The sequence below is a fragment of the Candidatus Krumholzibacteriota bacterium genome, assembly GCA_016932415.1.
Lineage (GTDB): Bacteria > Krumholzibacteriota > Krumholzibacteriia > Krumholzibacteriales > Krumholzibacteriaceae > Krumholzibacterium.
Genome location: JAFGCX010000029.1, coordinates 38,243 through 56,503 on the forward strand (window position 1 = coordinate 38,243; position 18,261 = coordinate 56,503).

At 52.7% G+C, this 18,261-nt stretch carries 21 protein-coding genes; all 21 read left to right on the plus strand.

Features of this window, described 5'->3' with window-relative positions; all coding sequences use genetic code 11:
• Positions 1-5 precede the first annotated feature (5 nt).
• The 21 genes from fliD (at position 6) to JW814_10340 (ending at position 18,260) form a co-directional block, all read left to right on the plus strand.
• Positions 6-2,345, plus strand: a complete 2,340-nt coding sequence (gene fliD / locus JW814_10240; GenBank protein ID MBN2071823.1) for a flagellar filament capping protein FliD — start codon at positions 6-8, stop codon at positions 2,343-2,345.
• Between the two features lie 19 nt (positions 2,346-2,364).
• The gene (fliS, locus tag JW814_10245; GenBank protein ID MBN2071824.1) at positions 2,365-2,778 is read left to right on the plus strand and encodes a flagellar export chaperone FliS; all 414 of its coding nucleotides are present in this window, start codon (positions 2,365-2,367) and stop codon (positions 2,776-2,778) included.
• Positions 2,765-3,094 (plus strand): hypothetical protein, encoded by a 330-nt coding sequence (locus tag JW814_10250; GenBank protein ID MBN2071825.1) that lies wholly within the window; start codon positions 2,765-2,767, stop codon positions 3,092-3,094. The genes fliS and JW814_10250 overlap by 14 nt, the downstream gene beginning before the upstream one ends.
• A 44-nt stretch (positions 3,095-3,138) precedes the next feature.
• A complete protein-coding gene (locus JW814_10255) occupies positions 3,139-3,459 on the plus strand; it encodes a flagellar biosynthesis anti-sigma factor FlgM (GenBank protein MBN2071826.1) in 321 nt (106 codons plus the stop codon).
• 385 nt (positions 3,460-3,844) lie between these two features.
• The gene (locus JW814_10260; GenBank protein ID MBN2071827.1) at positions 3,845-4,810 is read left to right on the plus strand and encodes a hypothetical protein; all 966 of its coding nucleotides are present in this window, start codon (positions 3,845-3,847) and stop codon (positions 4,808-4,810) included.
• A complete protein-coding gene (locus JW814_10265) occupies positions 4,797-5,210 on the plus strand; it encodes a hypothetical protein (protein ID MBN2071828.1) in 414 nt (137 codons plus the stop codon). The genes JW814_10260 and JW814_10265 overlap by 14 nt, the downstream gene beginning before the upstream one ends.
• Complete coding sequence (flgB, locus tag JW814_10270) at positions 5,207-5,620, plus strand: flagellar basal body rod protein FlgB (protein MBN2071829.1); 414 nt, start codon at positions 5,207-5,209, stop codon at positions 5,618-5,620. The genes JW814_10265 and flgB overlap by 4 nt, the downstream gene beginning before the upstream one ends.
• 24 nt (positions 5,621-5,644) lie before the next feature.
• The gene (flgC, locus tag JW814_10275) at positions 5,645-6,136 is read left to right on the plus strand and encodes a flagellar basal body rod protein FlgC (GenBank protein ID MBN2071830.1); all 492 of its coding nucleotides are present in this window, start codon (positions 5,645-5,647) and stop codon (positions 6,134-6,136) included.
• A 22-nt stretch (positions 6,137-6,158) separates the two neighbouring features.
• The gene (fliE, locus tag JW814_10280; GenBank protein MBN2071831.1) at positions 6,159-6,446 is read left to right on the plus strand and encodes a flagellar hook-basal body complex protein FliE; all 288 of its coding nucleotides are present in this window, start codon (positions 6,159-6,161) and stop codon (positions 6,444-6,446) included.
• Between the two features lie 28 nt (positions 6,447-6,474).
• Entirely contained in the window at positions 6,475-7,995 is a 1,521-nt protein-coding gene (gene fliF / locus JW814_10285) for a flagellar M-ring protein FliF (GenBank protein MBN2071832.1), read from the plus strand.
• Between the two features lie 5 nt (positions 7,996-8,000).
• Positions 8,001-9,044 carry a flagellar motor switch protein FliG gene (fliG, locus tag JW814_10290; GenBank protein ID MBN2071833.1) on the plus strand — a complete coding sequence of 348 codons (1,044 nt, stop codon included), beginning with the start codon at positions 8,001-8,003 and terminating at the stop codon, positions 9,042-9,044.
• 19 nt (positions 9,045-9,063) lie between these two features.
• Positions 9,064-9,741: a hypothetical protein gene (locus JW814_10295; GenBank protein ID MBN2071834.1), complete on the plus strand. Its 678-nt coding sequence runs from the start codon at positions 9,064-9,066 to the stop codon at positions 9,739-9,741.
• A complete protein-coding gene (locus JW814_10300; protein MBN2071835.1) occupies positions 9,692-11,029 on the plus strand; it encodes a FliI/YscN family ATPase in 1,338 nt (445 codons plus the stop codon). Before JW814_10295 ends, JW814_10300 begins: the two co-directional genes overlap by 50 nt.
• Before the next feature lies 1 nt (position 11,030).
• Positions 11,031-11,483, plus strand: a complete 453-nt coding sequence (locus JW814_10305) for a flagellar FliJ family protein (GenBank protein ID MBN2071836.1) — start codon at positions 11,031-11,033, stop codon at positions 11,481-11,483.
• A 260-nt stretch (positions 11,484-11,743) separates the two neighbouring features.
• The gene (locus JW814_10310) at positions 11,744-12,271 is read left to right on the plus strand and encodes a hypothetical protein (GenBank protein MBN2071837.1); all 528 of its coding nucleotides are present in this window, start codon (positions 11,744-11,746) and stop codon (positions 12,269-12,271) included.
• On the plus strand, positions 12,268-13,743 hold the full coding sequence (locus JW814_10315; GenBank protein ID MBN2071838.1) for a flagellar hook-length control protein FliK: 1,476 nt from the start codon (positions 12,268-12,270) through the stop codon (positions 13,741-13,743). Before JW814_10310 ends, JW814_10315 begins: the two co-directional genes overlap by 4 nt.
• An 11-nt stretch (positions 13,744-13,754) precedes the next feature.
• On the plus strand, positions 13,755-14,402 hold the full coding sequence (locus JW814_10320) for a hypothetical protein (GenBank protein MBN2071839.1): 648 nt from the start codon (positions 13,755-13,757) through the stop codon (positions 14,400-14,402).
• Positions 14,403-14,452: 50 nt separating this feature from the next.
• Positions 14,453-16,456: a flagellar hook-basal body complex protein gene (locus JW814_10325; protein MBN2071840.1), complete on the plus strand. Its 2,004-nt coding sequence runs from the start codon at positions 14,453-14,455 to the stop codon at positions 16,454-16,456.
• An 8-nt stretch (positions 16,457-16,464) separates the two neighbouring features.
• Complete coding sequence (locus JW814_10330; GenBank protein MBN2071841.1) at positions 16,465-16,707, plus strand: flagellar FlbD family protein; 243 nt, start codon at positions 16,465-16,467, stop codon at positions 16,705-16,707.
• 33 nt (positions 16,708-16,740) lie between these two features.
• The gene (locus tag JW814_10335; protein MBN2071842.1) at positions 16,741-17,520 is read left to right on the plus strand and encodes a motility protein A; all 780 of its coding nucleotides are present in this window, start codon (positions 16,741-16,743) and stop codon (positions 17,518-17,520) included.
• Positions 17,517-18,260, plus strand: coding sequence for a flagellar motor protein MotB (locus tag JW814_10340; protein ID MBN2071843.1), 744 nt, complete (start codon positions 17,517-17,519; stop codon positions 18,258-18,260). The genes JW814_10335 and JW814_10340 overlap by 4 nt, the downstream gene beginning before the upstream one ends.
• The last annotated feature ends 1 nt before the right edge of the window (position 18,261 follow it).

An 18,261-nucleotide genomic window follows, 5' to 3' on the forward strand; every position in this document is an offset into this window, starting at 1 on the left:
ATATTATGGCTGGTGTGGGAGGAATAAGCGGACTGGTATCGGGCCTTGATACGGCCGATATAATCAGCAAGCTGATCGATCTTGAAAGAAGGCCGATCTACGCGCTTCAGGAGAGGATATCGCGTAACCTCGAACTCAGGGGAGCGTACGAGACCCTTGAAGCGAACCTCGAAGCGCTGAAGATAGATTCGAGGGATCTTTACAGGCGTGACAGGTTCCTCAGTTTCAGCGCCTTATCTACGAACGAGGATATTATTACCGCGCAGGCCGGGTCTTCCGCCGTCAGGGGCAGCTACACTCTCAGCGTCTCCCAGCTGGCGCAGCGCCACCAGATCGGGTCGGGTATCTTCAGCGACAAGGAAGCGGTAAGCGTTGGGACCGGAACGATAACGATAACAAACGGGACATCTTCACCTGTGGAGATCACGATAGACTCGAGCAACAATACGCTTGAGAAGGTCGCCGTGGCGATCAATGACTCTGGCGCCGGCGTGCAGGCTGTCGTTGTGAATATCGGCGGCGATGATCCATCATATAAACTGATAATTTCGGGAGACGACACGGGCGCCTCGCAGAGGATCGTCATAGATGAAGACCTCACCGGAGGAACCGGGCTCCAGATGGGGTCGGTAGGAACGGCGGTCGAAGGGACATGGACAGGAAGCGCTGTCGCCTCGGCGCTCGGTAATTACACAGGCAACCTCGACGCTTCTTTCACCTTCACTGTCGCTTCGGGCGGTGGAGGGACCATTGGAAGCGATACCATAGTACTTGAATATACCGATGGAGGAAGTAATTCCGGGACGATAACTATCCCTGCTTCCTACGCAGCCGGGACGGAGATCGATGTCTTCGGCGGGTTGCAGATATCCCTGGCGGCGGGAACTGTCGTTGAAGGGGATTCATTTTCCGTCGACGTCACATCAGCGACGATACAGGCTGCCGTGAACGCGCAATTCACCCTCGGCAGCGCGACAGGCGGGGGCACGCCGATAATGATCCAGAGCGCGACAAATACAGTGACGGATCTTATTGACGGGGTCAGCCTGGAACTGATATCGGCTTCGGCGGGAAGTTCAGTGACGATAAATGTCGGAGTCGATTCTTCACAGATGGTCGAGAATGTCGACAAGTTCATCAACCGGTTCAATGAAGTGATCAGACTGTTTAACAATAACTTTAAATATGATGAGGACCTCGGTCAAGGAGGTTCTCTTTTTGGCGAGGTATTCGCTATCCGGCTCAATCAGGCGGTCAGGCAGAAGGTCACCGATGTCGTCCAGGGATTGCCGCAGAGCCTTAACAACCTTACCGCTCTCGGAGTCAGTACGAACGATGACGGGACTCTGACCCTTGACAGTTCCATTCTCGGCGCGGCGATAAATGAGGACCCCGAAGCGGTTGTAAAGCTCTTTACTTCAAGCGGGACCTCGACCGACGCCGATATCCAGTTCATGAATTCATCGTCGAAGACAGTGCCGACATATCTCTCTGGCGCTGACGGATATGAAGTGAACATCACATCCGCCGCCAGGCGGGCCCTCCAGACGGGGAACACGATGACGACGCCCACCTCCGGGGCGCCTCTTGTAATCGATTCATCGAACAACAGGATAAAGATCATTCTCGACGGCAAGGAGACATCGGATATCTCCGTTGCTTCAGGGACTTACACCTCAGGTGAAGAACTGGCTTCCGCGGTCCAGAATGCCATCAACAGCGACGATTCTCTCGGCGCGTCGACGATTATCGTCGAGTACGTCGATGACGGTGGAGGAACAGGTCATTTCGAATTCACATCGACCCAGTACGGGTCGTCTTCAATGATCAGGTTCAGCGTCGTCGAGGAAAATTCGATTTATTCCTCGATCGGTATGACGACAGGCATCGAGACAAGGGGGACCGATGTCGCCGGAACGATAAACGGAGAAGAGGCGACGGGAACGGGCCAGTATCTTACGGGAAAATCAGGGAATGAATATACTGACGGCCTGAGGCTGCTTGTGACGATATCGGCTCAACAGCTGGCTGCAGAAGGCCAGGCGCAGGGTACGGTCACCGTCTCTAAGGGAATCGCAACCAGGTTGACGGAATACATCACCGATCTGACTGACGTCGAATATGGCGCTCTGACTACAAAGAAAACAGCTCTTGAGGATGTCGAGACCTCGATGAAGGAACAGATCGAGATCCTTCAGGCGACGATCGATCTGAAAGAAAGGGCTCTGTTCACTCAATTCGTGAACCTTGAGACGGCGCTGGCCGAATTCCAGGCCCAGGAATCGTTCCTGACCGGTATGATCGACCAGTTGCAGGGATTGATGAAGTTCAGAACAAACAAGTAGAAGGGAAGGCCAGGACTTTATGGTGACAACTCTTGAACCAGCTGCGGGACCTCCCGTAAACGTGGCCCAGGCTTACAGCCGAATCAATATCGAGACGGCGGATCAGCTTTCACTGATAACGCTTCTCTACGATGGATTGATCAGATTTCTCAACCAGGCGAAAATAAAACTGGAAAATGGAGAAAGCGCGCATAAAGATTGCAGTAGTGCTCGTGACATCGCCCATCATCTGCTCCATTCAACGAAAGATGACGGAAGCGAGATCGCAAAGAATATCAGGTCGTTATGCTTTCATATGTACAGGGAGATAATAATGGCCGATATGGAAAGATCTGCCGAAAGAATAGATAATATTCTTCCAGTCGCCCAGAACCTGAGATCGGGTTGGGCGGGATTGAAGAAGAGGGAAACGGAAAAAGATGCAAACAGCTAACACTAATGATTGCAAGCTGTTAATCGATAAAATAAGAGAGATCACCTCGTCGATAGAAGAGGATCTCGCGAAAATGGACCTGAAATTGCTCTCTGAAGTACTGGATGAACGCAGGAAATTGCTGATTGATCTCGGAGGCTCGGGGATCGATGAAAGGATCCTCTACAAGATCCTTACCGAGATCAGGGAGCGTGATGCTGTCATCCGGGCGAGGTTATCGCTCCAGAAGGCGAGAGTGTCGAAAGAGATCGGAGCGATCAGAATGAAAGAAGACGCGACCGAAAGGTACTCGATAATCGCCAGACAAAGCTGTTGACAGAAAACAGGGCTTTTGAATACCCTGAAAAGGGGAGTGTTGGAATGAAGATCAATAATATCAGGTATAACAAACTCGACGATATGACGGGGAAGAAAGAAGTGGAGAAGAACGCCACAAAGGAATCTCCAGTCATGGAATCGAGCGAAAAGAAGAGATCGACGATCTCTACGAACGATCTTTCAAAGACCGGCAAGCTGATATCGAAAGCATGGATGAAGCTCGACAGTATCACGGAAGTCCGTGAAGAGAAGATAGCCGAGATCAAGGCAAAACTCGCCGATGGTTATTACGACAGCGATGAAGTAAAGGAAGAGACTGTCGCCAGGCTTGCCGAGCACCTCAAACGGATCACCGACAGATAAACTGGTGGTCCGGCCTCCGATAACAATTACCTTATCACCGTAAAACAGTAAATCTTAACACAATATCGGCGCGCCCTTTCGACCGGCCGTCCGGGGCTGTCGGCGGGTTCCCCGACGCGGGCGCCGCACTGGCCGTTTTTCTTCCATCCGGGCCAGGCTTTTACCGATGACGGCTCCGGTCCGATAAATGCCGCGAAAGCCCGGTTTTTTTTGCCTTATTTTTACGCGCCGCGGCGGGACTGAACACTTATCTATATAACGATATATACCTCGTGAAGGCGATTTTTTCCCTCCCTGGGAAGAAATATCCCTCTTACCAGCCTTATTCTGCCGTGGCACATTCGTTGCGCTCCATCTGCGTGTCTGTAACTATGAAAGGCGCGAATTGAAGATCACGGTCATCATAACACTTTCTCTGCTGCTGCTGCCCAGGGCGTCGCGTTCCGACGCCGCCGTTGAGCCGCTAGCCGCTCTCGTGACAAAGGCGTCGGAGTACTATTTCAAAAGCAGCAGCGGTGAAGAGAGATCAACCCTCCTGAACGATTTTGACAGGTCGTGTCAGGCGCTCGATTCGCTTATGGGAATATATATGCCGCTCGACACTGTCAGCGGAACGCCGGGAGACGAGAGGGTCTGCCGGATAGCGCAGTGCTACACTGTGATCGGAATGTACGAAAATGCCCGGGACTGGTGGAAAGTCCTCCGGAGAAACGACGATGAAGGGATATTCAGGATGGAAAACAACAGGGGACTGCTCCAGACCGGGATAGAACTGGCCGACACTTCGCTGATAATACAGCTACTTGCCGAAGTCGAACTCTGGGATTCCGAGACGAAGAAGAATGCCGCCGCCGAGCTCCTCTCGGCGATAGAGCTTCTCTATATGCGCGGAACCGATATCAGGTGGCTTCACAGGCGTTTTACGAGAGTGGCGAGGTTTCTCGATCCCCGGCAATCGGAGATACTGAGGATCAGGCTTCTGATCCGAAAAGGAGAGTATAACGAGGCTTACGAAGTCTGCTCAACGCTGGTCGAAAGATTTGTGACTACGGACTGGAAAGCTGAAGATGCCAAGTATCTGCTCGAACTCTTCTTTTCATCTTCCGTCCTGCAAGGCAGATACGAGGACGCAGAGGATATCCTGGAGAAGATAAGGATCTATGGATGCGGCCAGCTTACGGAGAGGGCCAGAGCCTGGGAACCGTCTATATCGATGCTGAAAAATGACAGGGATAAGGCGCAAGAACAATATTCGCAGATATGTCTCGATGACCCGTCATCTGCCGGATCGTGTTTCTGGAAAGATTTTTTCGTCCGTTACAAGGAGATTCTATCAGATGATCGAAGATGAAAGATTGCTCAGCAGCTATAAGAAGGAAAAAGAACACTACCTGACGATACTCGATCTGGCCGGAGATCTCAGGGAAGCTCTTAAAGAAGGCCATGACATGCCTGAGATAATCTCCATTCTCAGACGCAAGAACAGGATCATGGAAGAGATCGATTCTATCGAGAATGCCATAGAGGACGAGAAAAAGGGATATCTTTCATCGACCAGGAGCTCGGCCGATATGGCCGAGATCATCGACGAACTCTCATCGCTCGTCGAGAAGATCCTCTCGGTCGAGAGAGAGAACGAGATCCTTTTCAGCTCCCAGGGGTGCAGGTCGGCGGTCAATTACGGCGCGGGAGTATCGGCAGAATACGCCTGCAGAAGGTACAGCGGGATATTATCAGGAGAACAGTCATGATAAGTAAGAATATTCTTCCAAGGACGGGACTTGCTGATTTCAGGAGAGCCCTCGACGCCTATTCCGTGAGGCAGAGGGTCATCGCGGAAAATATCGCCAACGTCCAGACGCCCGGATTCAGGGCGAAAAAAGTACTCTTCGAGGAGAATCTCAACAGCGCCGTATCGCGCAGATTGAAGATGACCCCGGTTCGCGAGCCGGAAGGCTCGATCCCGATCCCGGTGGCGGGGAGAAGTCAGGTAGAGGTGAGGAATACAGACTCGGGATATTTCAACGGGACGAATGACGTAAATATGGAGAACGAGATGACGGAGATCGCCAAGAATACTCTGGCGTACAAGATGGTGGCGAAAATGACTAAAAGCACGATCGATATGCTGCGATCGGCTATAGCCGGAAAAACGAGATAGTATAAATAGCAGGAGGATTCTGAAATGATCGGAACAGGAATATTCAGGACTTTGAGCATTAGCTCGGCGGGGTTGTCGGTACAAAGGATGAGGCTCGATGTCATCGCCGAGAACCTGGCCAACGTCGAGACGACGAGAACGGAAGAGGGCGGTCCGTACAGGCGCAAAGAGGTCACGATAACGGCTGTGAAGGATAAGCCGGCCGGAGGAAGCCTCGCTGCTGGAAATTTTAATGATATTTTCGCCCGCAGGATCGGGATCGAAATCGATCAGAGGTCTTCAGCGAATGCGTCGCGCAGGCCCGAGGGTGAGATCACCAGGGACGAGACGACTCCGCTGACTCTGAAATACGATCCCGGCCATCCCGACGCCGACGAGAAAGGGATCGTATCGATGCCGAACGTCAACGTCATCGATGAAATGGTCGACATGATCACGGCGACCAGGGCTTATGAAGCGAACGTGACCGCTATCCAGGCGGCAAAGGATATGTTCAATAACGCTATTGATATATAACAGGGTTTGAAAGGCAGTTGTCATGAAAATCAGACCGGTAGACAATCCCCTGATCCGCAGGACCTATCAACAGGAGGCACCGAGGCAGAGCGGAGGATTTGACAGGATACTGAAGACCATGGTGAGCGAAACCGACATGCTTCAAACAAGGAGCGCTTCGATGTCGAACGCGGCGATATCCGGGCAGCCTGTCGAAGCTCATAGCGTAATGATAGCCGGAGAGGAAGCGAGGATCGCTTTCGATCTTATGATCGCCGTAAGGAACAAATTGATCGATGCCTACAGGGAACTCATGCAGATGAGGATGTAACTGGCGCTCCGGCGAGAGATATTGGCAAGTGGATGACGACAGGTTCGTCGACAAGAGGGAGAGAAAATTGGCAGGAATGGATGAGACACTGGGAAGACTGCAGGGAGCCTGGGACAGTTTCGGCTTCAGTCAGAAGATCATCGTTTCGGGCATTGTCCTGGCGGTGGTAGTGAGTCTGATAGTCTTTTCCATCTGGATAAGAGAGCCGGGGTACTCGGTGCTTTTCACCGAACTCGACCTGACAAGCGCGGGAGAAGTGACGCAGGAACTCGAACAGAGAGGCGTCGAATACAAGGTCACGCGCGGTGGGACCACGGTCCTCGTCGCGGCCGATAATGTCGCTGAACTTCGAGTAAGCCTTGCCTCTTCCGGGATCATGCCGGCCGATCTTCCAGGGATGGAGCTCTTCGACGAGCAGGAACTCGGCGTTACCGATTTCGTTCAGAATATTAATCTAAAGAGGGCGCTTGAAGGAGAGCTTTCCAAGACGATAGGGGGGCTGACCGTTGTCGACAAGGCGAGGGTGCACCTCGTCTTTCCAAAAGAGAGCATATTCAAGGACAAGGGCAGGGAGGCGACAGCCTCGGTGGTTGTAAGATTGAAGCGGGCCCAGAAACTTAGCAAATCGCAGATCCTCGGGATAACAAATCTCGTCGCGAACAGCGTCGAGGGTCTTCACGCCGGAAAGATCACGATCATAGACCAGTCGGGCAATATCCTTTCGAGCTCCGCTGACGACAGCGGAGCGGGGATGATAAATTCCCAGATAGAGGTAAAAAGGACTATAGAGAGCTACCTGGCCGGCAAGGCCGAAGAGATGCTCGAAACTGTCCTCGGTTCCGGGAAAGCGGTCGTCAGGGTCAACGCGAAGCTCGATTTCAGGGCGATCGAGACGACCCGCGAGGTATTCGATCCGCAGACGGTGGTGAGAAGCGAGAACTCCTCGGAAGAAAGCAACACCGTCGACGGATCGAGGAGTGAGAATTCGACGACGAATTACGATATAAACAGGACCGTCGAGACGATCGGCAACAGCGGCGGAGGGATAGACCATCTGACCGTGGCTGTGACGGTGGACGGCCATTACGCAGAGGGAGAGGGAGGCCAGAGAGGCGAGTATATACCTCTTACCGAGGATGAACTGAACGAACTCGAGGGAATCGTCAAGGGAGCGGTGGGGTTCGACGAAACGAGGAACGACGTGATCAATATCGTCAACCTGCAGTTTCATTCGGGCGATTACCCGGCGACCTCTTTCGAGACGCCACTGGTTGAATGGCTTCCCGGGCTGGTAGGCAAGCTCGCGGTCATGGCGATCCTCGTATTCCTGTTTCTTCTCTTCAGAAAGCATGTAGGGCAGCTTTTCACGCAGAGCAATGGGTTCAGCCCGTTCAGGGCCGGACCGGTGGTACGGGGAGGAGCGGGATCGGGCGCGATGGTCCCTCCGATGTCGAATGAAGCCTCCCTGGAAGAGAGGACGAGAGATATTTCAGGTAATGATCCCGAGCAGGTCGCCAAGCTGGTTCAGACCTGGATGGCTGAAGACTAAACAGAATGGAACGGATGATGGCGCAGAAAGCAAAAAGAGTTGCCGATGATATATCAGGCTTAAGAAAATCGGCGATACTGCTTATCTCTCTCGGCGAAGAGGTATCGAGCAAGATATTCAAGAAACTCTCCGACTATAATATCGAAGCGCTCAGCGCCGAGATCGCCCAGACGGGGACTGTGACCGCCGAGGAAAAACAGAAGGTTCTCGAGGAGTTCTACGAGATGATGAGCCTGAGGGGGTATATCTCCCAGGGAGGGTTGAGCTTTGCCGAGAATGTGCTGAGAAAGGCTCTCGGTGATACAAAGACGGAGAGGATGCTCAACAGGGTGATGGGTTTTGGAGAGGGGAGTTCGTTCGAGATGCTTCGAAAGGTCGAACCGCTGACCCTGGCGAATTTCCTCAAGAACGAACATGTCCAGACGATAGCCCTTGTCCTTGCCAACCTTGATCCCGCCCTGACGGGACCTGTCCTGGCTAAACTCTCTCCCGATATCCAGTCTGACGTGGCATACCGTATCGCTACCATGGATAAACCGAATCCTGAGATGTTAAAGTCTATAGAAGAAGTACTTGCGAAACATATCTCAAGTGAATTCGAGCAAGTCAGGGGGTCGGTCGGGGGGACGAAGTCTGTCGCTGACGCTCTCAACGAGATAGATTCGGAGCTGTGGCAGGACATCCTCGAAGGGGTCGAAGATATCGATCCCGATGTCGCCCAGGAAGTAAAGAACAACATGTTCGTCTTCAAGGACATCGAGCTTCTCGATAACAGGAGCATCCAGGAAGTCCTCAAGGAAGTCGAAAGCAAGGAACTGGCGATAGCCCTGAAAGCGTCAAGCGATGTTATCAAGGATATGATCTTTTCCAATATGTCGAAGAGGGCTGCCGAGGGGCTCAAGGAAGAGATCGAGTATCTCGGGCCGATGAGGCTGGTCGAGGTCGAAGCGATGCAGCAGCGTGTCGCCGACGTTGTCAGGAACCTCGAGGGAGAAGGCAGGATAGTAATCGCCGGTAGAGGCGGAACCACTTCAGTGATCGTCGAATAATCGGCTGAAAAGGGGCAGGATGCCTTTCAAACAGAGCGCCCGGCAGTACAATGCCGGCTTTGGAGATGGTGAATTCGAACTGCTGCCGGGGATGGGTGACAGGTCGGTTTATGGACTGGCAGATCCGGGGAGGGATGAACGGTGCGCGGGAGAGCATTTGAACAGGTGCGTGGCCGCTTCGTATGTCAAGGGATACCAGAAGGGTCTTGAAGAGGCGAGGGTGTGGAAAGAGCAGTCGATGCGGGAAGTGAGAGAGCTTGTCGATAATGCCGCCGCCGTGATACATTCTTTCCAGAACGTCTACGAGAGAGAGCTGCTCCGGCTCGCCGTCGGGATCGCGGAAAAGGTCATCAGGCGCGAAGTGGCGGCAGAAACCGTCGAAACGCTTGGAAAACACATTAAGTCATGCCTGAAACTAATAGACAGAGAAACAATTATAAAACTTAAATTGAATCATTCAGATATCCGGCTGATATCGGAGCTTTTTGGGATCGATCAGACTCTCCACTCGATATTCGAAAAGACCATCATCGAGGAGGACCCGGAGATCGAACGCGGAGGATGCATAATTGAGACAGAGGGAGGGACTCTGCGAGCGACGATCTCAGGACAGATCGAACAGCTATCCGAAGTCCTGCGGAGTGAACATGGAAAATCAGATAGAAGCGAGATGGAACCGGCTTCAACAGGCGCTTGAGAGGGCTGAACCGATACAATCGACAGGACGGGTCGCCGCCATGGTCGGGCTTGTAGTCGAGGCAGTGGGAGTCCGCGCCTCGGTCGGCGATATCTGCAGGATAGAGACGAGGGCCAGGGATGAGGATCTGATAGCCGAGGTAGTCGGTTTCAGGGATAACAGGCTCCTGTTGATGCCGTTCAGCCAGGTGAAGGGAATAGGCGCGGGAAGCATAGTCCACCCTGGAAGCAAACCGGTGAGCATACCGGTCGGTGAATCGCTTCTCGGACGGGTGATCGGCGCTCTCGGGGAACCTGTAGATGGAAAGGGAGAGATCTCGACGGGAGAATGGAGGTCTCTTGATAATCTCGCCCCCTCCCCGCTGGAAAGAAAACCGATAAACCATATGATCGAGACAGGTATCAAGGCGATCGATTCGATCCATCCCTGCGGCATGGGCCAGAGAATGGGAATATTCTCCGGGAGTGGGGTCGGGAAAAGCGTCCTCCTGGGAATGATATGCCGCAACGCCGTCAGCGATGTCAACGTGATAGCGCTGATAGGTGAGAGAGGCCGCGAGGTCAGGGAATTTGTGGAGAATATCCTTGGGGAGGAAGGGCTTAAAAAATCGGTAATCGTCGCCGTCACTTCCGACCGGAGTCCCGTGATGAGGGTGAAGGGGGCGGAGACGGCTATGGCGATCGCCGAGTACTTCCGCGACCAGGGCAAGAATGTGCTTTTCATGATGGATTCGGTTACCAGGTACGCGATGGCCCAGAGAGAGATAGGGCTTGCCGTCGGTGAACCTCCCACGGCAAGGGGATATACCCCGTCGGTATTCGCCAGGCTACCAGCCCTGCTCGAGAGGGCGGGAAACGGCTCCACGGGAAGCATAACCGGTTTTTATACTGTCCTTGTCGAAGGGGACGACATCAGCGCCGATCCCCTGACCGACGCCATCAGGGCGATACTCGACGGACATATAGTCCTCTCCAGGCGCCTGGCCAATACAAATCATTTCCCGGCGATAGATATCCTCGAGAGCATATCGAGACTCGCTCCCGTATTTCTGGCAGAGGACCAGAAAAAGAGGAGGGACAAGGTCCTTAAATGGTTTGCAGACTACAGGGAAGCTGAAGACCTGATAAATATAGGCGCGTATGAGAAGGGGAGCAATCCGGCAATAGACAGTGCCATGGAGATGAACGGGAAGTTGAATGAATATTTCCGCCAGGATATGGGAGAGAGGGTCGTCTTTGAACAGGCTGAATCGCTTCTTTCGTCGATCGTCGACCAGGTGAAGGCGTAAGATGAAAAAAAGAGTGATTAAACTTCAGAAGATAACGAGGTACTTCGAGCAGAAGAAGACTTTAAAGGTCGTCGATCTGCAGAAAGCTTCCAGGGACAGGCTCCGAAGGGAGAGCGATCTTGATTCGGCCAGATCGTCCAGGGACGAATATAACAGCAGGTGCGCCGCGCGGCTCACAGGCGCTATCGATCGCTCCAGCCTGGAGAGATTCGAAGGCGAAACGAGGTTTCTAAGAGACAACATCAGAAGAAGGCAGAAAAATCTCGAGGTGTCGGAGAAAACGGAAAGGGAACGGCGGGTGGAAGTCGTTCAAGCTTCGACTACACACAGGATATGGGAAAAGGTGGTTGACGAGAATATGAAGGCTTTCAGAAAGCATACTGAAGAAAAAGAGCAGAAAACATCGGATGATCTTGCCCTGGTGCACATCCACCTGAATGAAAAAAACAAATGACATGCCACAAAAAAAGAGGAAATAATCGTCCCGCCCCGGGGGTAAAAATTTCCTCAGGACCGCCAGAACGGCCTATCAATATCTTATCGGCAGAAGATCCCCGCGACTTTAACTATTTTTAAAATAATCCGGTTACATCAATCGATATTCAGCGGTATCTATAACAGCCCCGTGGCATATCACTTGCGGTCATTCTCACCTGAAAGATTGTATAAAGAAGCTCCGGAAAGCCGGAGATATATCTCATCATCGAGGTAAAAATGAAAGACATAATCGCAATATCAGCCCTCAGCTTCGTTCTGATCTCGATGGGCGCACTCTATTCGATGGGATTTCTAAAATTCGCTCCCAACCCGATCGAAGCGGAAATAGTCACCGAATCGGAAAAAGTGTCGATCGCCAAGACTCAACTTGAAGCGCTTGAAGCACAGAAAATCAACATGGAGAGGGAAAAGGCGAAGATACTCTCTCTTCAGAATGACCTGGAGATGGAGAAGAGGATCATCGTGGAGATGAGAAACGAGCTTCAGGATTACCTTTCCAGGATAGAGACAGCATATGGAAAACTCGATGAAAGCGATCAGGAGAAGATCACCAGGCTGGCCAAGCTCTACGATTCGATGAAAGCGGAAAGTGCCGCGCCGATAGCGGCGGCGCTGAAACTCGATCTTCTCGAGAAGATCATAACGAACATGAAGGATAAAAAAGCGGCAAAACTCATGGCGGCGCTCCCTCCGTCGATCTCTGCCGAGATCAGCCGGAGGATGGGAAAGAATACGACGATATGAACATTGTAAATCAGCCAATATCGATCAAAGGACAGGCTTCAGGCAAGAAGGCCGGTCTTTTCGCCCCGACCGCCCGGCAAAACGGCAAAAGCCTATTCGGATCGGGTGGATTTATCGATCTTCTCACTCCCCTTGCCGCTGGTTCATCGAAGCTGAGAAACCTCTCTGCCGGCAGTCTCAAAAAAGAGCAGGACGCGCGAAAGCGCTCCGTGCCGGAAGGTATCATCGATGGAAAACTCCCATCTCATGTCGATGAGAAAAAGATTTGCCGGGAAGATAATGAAGCCACCGCTCTTTTAACCCCTCCGGCGGAGAGGGCGGTGGATATCCCTGGGATCCGCGTTGCTGAATCAGTGACAGTGGAGGCTCTCGATCGCCGGCCAGGCGTGATTAAAAATCCCGCCTCCGTCGATAAACAGGCTGCCCGGACAGTCCGCGATGACAGGTCAGCTCTGAAAACTGCTCCTTCCATTCCGGTAAGCAGGAGGCGTGAGATGCTGACGGGTGATACTTCGCGAAATGTAGAAACAGAAAAACAGGATCTGCCGCCGGGCTCATCCCGCACGATGGATGAGGCGGATGAGACTGCTGGAATGAAGATCGCCTTACCTGGCGCGAAGGAATCCGGCCAGAGACATCTCGATCATAATACTCCGAAAACGGATACGGCTGGCCTGGAGCAAAGGTATATATTCGAAGCTGCCATGCGGCAGGCGCCTCGTGCGGAAGAACTTTCCGGTATAAGGGACCGAAAGAACGCGGCAGAGGAGAGCAGGATCAAAAAGCAGGTCAAAAATGTCGTGGCCGCGGCACCTCGCGCGATAGGGCAGGATGCTGTATCCACGGCCGGGCAGGCCGCCTCTCTTAAGAATATCGATGCCGAAAAGGAAAACAGGCCGGCTGGCAATGACGTGAGGGAAATAAAAGAAATAACGGTGAAGACCGATGAAGCGGCCGGGAATCGCGAGCGTAGCGACAATCTGATAATAGACCGGCATGATATCAGCGCGGCGCAACTCTCTTCGGCAAAATCGGCCGCCGGGAAGGTCCATCTGCCTGTCCAGGTCGCGCAGGTAATTTCCGTCGCTCAGAGCGGGATCGTTGAACAGATCGTCCATCTCGGCCCCGCGGGAGGCTCAAGCGAGATCAGTATCCGTCTCGATCCGCCCGAACTCGGGGAGATGAAGATAAAGGTCAGGATGGATGGAAAGAAAGTGGAAGCGGAGATAATAGTCGATTCACTTTCGGTCAAGAATATTATCAATAGCGATACGGCGCGTCTTAGCGAAGCGATTTCGCAGGAAGGGTACGTCCTGGAGAACCTCGACGTCTCTGTCGAGGATCCGGGGCACGGTGGCCGATCGTTATTCCAGGAAGAAGATGTCGTAATCCGTGAGGAGACCGCGCGGAAATCGCCGCGTCAGGATCACCGCGGGCAGATGAATGAAAATGGAATAAATATCCTTGTATAAGGAGGAATATCGTGATTATCAGAGGCGCCAGTTCGAATATCCAGCATTTAACGGAAGTAAATAATGATATCCTCGGCAAGGACGACTTCCTCAAACTGCTTACTGCCCAGTTGAGTCATCAGGACCCGATGGAACCTCTGGATAATAATGAGTTCATAGCCCAGATGACCCAGTTCAGTTCACTGGAAAAGCTTGAGAATATCAACGCGTCGGTCGATTCGGAGCTTATGCTCTCGCAATCGATGAACAACGCCCTTTCCACGACTCTTATCGGACGAAACGTCATTCTCCAGAGCAATGTCGTCGATGTCACCGGAGGAGAGTCGATGGGGAGCGGTTTCTATACCGACAAGGCAGGGACGGCTTTTGTGACGATCACGGATTCAAATGGAGAGACAGTGCGCACGCTCAACGTCGATGTCACGGAGAAAGGGTTTATCGATATCGAATGGGACGCGAAGGACAATCAGGGAAACGACGTATCAGACGGCGAGTTCTATCTCAGCATAGAATTCACCGGAGAGGATGGAGTTCAGGCAATGGCCCTGCCGTTCCTTAACGGCCGGGTCACCTCGCTGAAGTTCTATGACGGCAACGCCTATCTTACAGTGGGGGGGCATGAGTACAACCTGGCGCAGGTAATCGAGATTTCCGAGTAAAAGGACAGGATGCCGGGCGGAAACCGGCAGTCAAGGAAGGAGACAGTAAAATGCTGAGATCATTATTCGCCGGAGTGACGGGGCTGACGAACCATCAGCTCAAGCTCGACGTGATAGGCAATAATATTGCCAACATCAACACGCTTGGGTTCAAGGCGAGCAGGGTCACGTTCCGGGAGATGTTGACCCAGACTATAAGCGGCGCCTCCAGGCCCAGCGACGGTATCGGTGGAACGAACCCCCAGCAGATCGGTCTCGGCTCCTCTGTCGGAAGCATAGACACCGATTTTTCCCAGGGCAATATGCAGATCACCGGGATCATGACCGATCTCGCGATCGAAGGAGACGGTTTCTTCATCCTCAGCGATGGATACACGCAGCATTACACCAGGGGCGGGGCATTCACTCTCGATGGCAGCGGTTTCATGGTAAATCCCGGGAACGGGTACAAACTCCAGGGGATCCTGGCCAACGATTACGGCGTGATCCAGCAGGGACAAGGGATCGAGGATATAGCGATCCCGACTTCGATGATCGTACCGGCAAGGGCGACGAGCGAGATCAGGCTGACAGGGAACCTGCCGGTCGAATCGGATTCCCTCTGCACGATAACGAGGAGCGAACCGTTCATGGCGGCATCCCAGGCTTCCGATCTCCTGATGTCACTCTACAATGAATCAGGGACAAGGGTGGGGCTTCGCGAAGGAGAGGAGATAATGATCTCGGCCGATGTCGGAGGCACCCATATCGAGACATCATTCACTATCGATCGGGGAAGTTCGATACAGGATCTCCTTGACAGCCTCCAGGCGTTTCTCGGGGCGGAGGATGCCGGAATCACCGTCGATCTGAACGCGAACGGTCAGATCGAGGTCACGGCCAATACAGACCAGATCGCTAACCTCTCTTTGCAGGTCAGCGGGAACACCGTTTTCAACAACGCTTTTCTGAATGACGATCTGATCCTCGCCGGTGAGACCGGAACTACAAATGACGCTCTCAGGGCTCCGGCGACCTCGGATGACCTTCTCGAGAACCTCTATTCCGGCGGACTTCCGGTCGGGATAAGCGGCGACCTGACTATCGGCGGAGACCTTGGAGCGACCAAGATCGATTCATCCACTCTCGAATTCGTTCCAGGCGTGACAACGCTTGGTGACCTCGCCGCGATGATCGACGAATCTTTCAGGATCACATTCGGCAGCGTGGAGATAGATGACCTGGGCAGGATGATCATCACCGGCGACGTCGGTTCTGACAGGGAGATCAGTAATATAGATATCTCTTCGGCGGGAGAAAACCTGCCGGCCTTTTCTTTTTCCTCGATCCAGAACGCTTCCGACGGCGGATCGTTCGACATGACTTCGATGATCTACGATTCCCTCGGAACGACGCACACTCTTACCCTTACCTTTACGAAGATCGACGGCGAGAACGCGTGGAACTGGGACGCGGCGATAGATGGAGTGGGCGAGATCCTCTCCGGCGGTTCAGGCATCGCGAGATTCACGTCCGACGGCCTTCTTTCCTCCTTCTCGATAAGCGGAACGGCCGAAGGAATCCTGATCGATCTGCATAATGAGGCGGAAAACCTCGCCATAACGATCGATCCCGGAGAGATCGGAGCGACATCGAGCCTCTCGCAGTTCAATGCCAGTTTCTCGGGAAGAATGAACGATATGGACGGGATGGCTATGGGGACGCTCGAGACAGTCTCGATAGACCGGAACGGAGTGATCAACGGGCAGTTCTCCAACGGGACGAACAGGGACCTCGCGCAGATCGCGATGGGAGATTTCAACAATCCTAGCGGATTGAACAGGGTCGGAGAGAATATGTTCATAGCAAGCCCGAACAGCGGGATGCCGAACCTTGTCTTCGCGGGAACGAACGCTCGCGGGATGATAACTCCCGGTGAGCTGGAGATGTCCAACGTCGACCTCGCCGGCGAATTTACCGAGATGATAATCGCGCAGAGAGGGTTCCAGGCGAACGCTAGGATCATTTCGGTTGGCGACCAGATGCTGACAGAACTTGTCAATCTGAAGAAATAGGATGAAGGATGATCAAGCTTACAAGACTCGACGGAAGACAGATAATAATTAACTCCGATCTTATCGAAAGTATCGAGGAGACCCCCGATACGATCCTGAGCTTCACGACAGGCAGGAAGATGATGGTAAGGGAGAAGCTGGAAGAAGTGTTGAATCTTGTAATGGAATACAGAAGCAGATTTCCGATGTACGCCATTCCTGCAGGTGAACAGAAAATCGATCACAACAGGCATGACCGGAACGAGAGTTGACAATGGGTTATATAGAGGATACAGGGGACTGAAGTGGATCTGGCGACTATTATAGGCCTTCTGGTCGGGTTCGGACTGGTGGCATTCTCGATCATTATGGGAGGGAATGCCGCCGGGTTCGTCAACGTCCCGTCGCTGTTGACGACGGTGGGCGGCGCCTTGTCCGCCACGCTAATAAGTTTCCCTCTCAAGACGATGATGAAAGTGACGAGCATCACCCTGAAGACTATTTTCCACAAGGATAAATCCCTGTCGGAGTCGATAGGAGTGATCATAAAGTACGCCGAGAAGGCGAGAAAAGAAGGGATGCTATCGCTCGAAGAGGAAGCTGAGAATGAAGAGGACCAGTTCCTGAAGAAGGGGCTCATGCTGGCAGTAGACGGGACTGAATCGGAACTGCTCAATACGATAATGGCAAACGAGATCAACGCCGTCGAAGCGCGGCATGAAGAAGGACAGGGCCTCTTCAAGACGATGGCGACCTTTTTCCCCGCCTTTGGAATGATAGGGACGCTTGTCGGGTTGGTCCAGATGCTCAGCCAGATGAACGACCCGAGCAAGATCGGTCCGGGCATGGCGGTCGCTCTGCTGACTACTTTTTACGGCGCCCTGGCGGCGAACCTTTTCTGCCTTCCCCTGGCGGAAAAACTCAAGAGCAGATCGACGAGCGAGGTCCAGAGGATGGAACTGATCGTCGAAGGGATAATGGCTATTAAGTCGGGCGATACTCCGAGAGTCGTCGGAGAGAAATTAAAATCGTTCATCTCCCCGAAAGACAGGCTTGGCATGGAGAAGGATGACGACAAGGAATGAGAAGGAAGAAAAAGTCTGACAGTGGAGGAGATGGAGGAGCGCCGGCATGGATGGTGACGTACGGAGACCTTATGTCTCTGCTTCTATGTTTCTTCGTCATGCTTGTAAGCATGTCGTCGATGTCTGAATCGAAGTTTAAACAGGCGATGGGATCGCTGCTCGGAGCGCTTGGAGTCATGAAATTTGATTCTTCGATAATGGAACTTGAAAATCCGAATCTCAGCGGCAAGTACCAGGAAGAGGTAAAGAGGATAGTCAAAGAGTTCGATGATTTCAAGTCGTACGTGATTGATGAAGGGCTTGAGGAATCGATCGAGATCGTCGAGACTGATGAGGGAATGCTGATAAGAATGGAAAATACGCTGCTCTTTTCATCGGGTGAGGCGGAGATGAACGAATCGGGGCTTGAACTTCTCGCGAGGGTAGCCGATATCCTGCTTGAGTTCGATGCCGATATAAGAATAGAGGGACACACCGACAACGTACCGATCCATACGGAGAAATTCCCTTCAAACTGGGAGCTTTCCGCTGAAAGAGCTGTGAAGGTATTGAAATATCTCAACAGGTTCGGGATCCCCGGGAAGAAATTCACCGCGATCGGCAGAGGTGAATACAGCCCGCTCGTTGAAAACGATACTGAAGAACACAGGAGCCAGAACAGGCGTGTCGAGATATTTGTTGACTATAAGAAGGAATTGAAAAAGCAGGATATCAGGCATTTTTCCATTCAGGAGGGATAAA

What these genes read in the sequence shown, in the direction of transcription:
- fliD (MBN2071823.1), top strand. Translation starts at nt 6, where the DNA reads ATGGCTGGTGTGGGAGGAATAAGCGGACTGGTATCGGGCCTTGATACG.
- fliS (MBN2071824.1), top strand. Translation starts at nt 2,365, where the DNA reads ATGGTGACAACTCTTGAACCAGCTGCGGGACCTCCCGTAAACGTGGCC.
- JW814_10250 (MBN2071825.1), top strand. Translation starts at nt 2,765, where the DNA reads ATGCAAACAGCTAACACTAATGATTGCAAGCTGTTAATCGATAAAATA.
- JW814_10255 (MBN2071826.1), top strand. Translation starts at nt 3,139, where the DNA reads ATGAAGATCAATAATATCAGGTATAACAAACTCGACGATATGACGGGG.
- JW814_10265 (MBN2071828.1), top strand. Translation starts at nt 4,797, where the DNA reads ATGATCGAAGATGAAAGATTGCTCAGCAGCTATAAGAAGGAAAAAGAA.
- flgB (MBN2071829.1), top strand. Translation starts at nt 5,207, where the DNA reads ATGATAAGTAAGAATATTCTTCCAAGGACGGGACTTGCTGATTTCAGG.
- flgC (MBN2071830.1), top strand. Translation starts at nt 5,645, where the DNA reads ATGATCGGAACAGGAATATTCAGGACTTTGAGCATTAGCTCGGCGGGG.
- fliE (MBN2071831.1), top strand. Translation starts at nt 6,159, where the DNA reads ATGAAAATCAGACCGGTAGACAATCCCCTGATCCGCAGGACCTATCAA.
- fliG (MBN2071833.1), top strand. Translation starts at nt 8,001, where the DNA reads ATGGAACGGATGATGGCGCAGAAAGCAAAAAGAGTTGCCGATGATATA.
- JW814_10295 (MBN2071834.1), top strand. Translation starts at nt 9,064, where the DNA reads ATGCCTTTCAAACAGAGCGCCCGGCAGTACAATGCCGGCTTTGGAGAT.
- JW814_10300 (MBN2071835.1), top strand. Translation starts at nt 9,692, where the DNA reads ATGGAAAATCAGATAGAAGCGAGATGGAACCGGCTTCAACAGGCGCTT.
- JW814_10305 (MBN2071836.1), top strand. Translation starts at nt 11,031, where the DNA reads ATGAAAAAAAGAGTGATTAAACTTCAGAAGATAACGAGGTACTTCGAG.
- JW814_10310 (MBN2071837.1), top strand. Translation starts at nt 11,744, where the DNA reads ATGAAAGACATAATCGCAATATCAGCCCTCAGCTTCGTTCTGATCTCG.
- JW814_10315 (MBN2071838.1), top strand. Translation starts at nt 12,268, where the DNA reads ATGAACATTGTAAATCAGCCAATATCGATCAAAGGACAGGCTTCAGGC.
- JW814_10325 (MBN2071840.1), top strand. Translation starts at nt 14,453, where the DNA reads ATGCTGAGATCATTATTCGCCGGAGTGACGGGGCTGACGAACCATCAG.
- JW814_10330 (MBN2071841.1), top strand. Translation starts at nt 16,465, where the DNA reads ATGATCAAGCTTACAAGACTCGACGGAAGACAGATAATAATTAACTCC.
- JW814_10340 (MBN2071843.1), top strand. Translation starts at nt 17,517, where the DNA reads ATGAGAAGGAAGAAAAAGTCTGACAGTGGAGGAGATGGAGGAGCGCCG.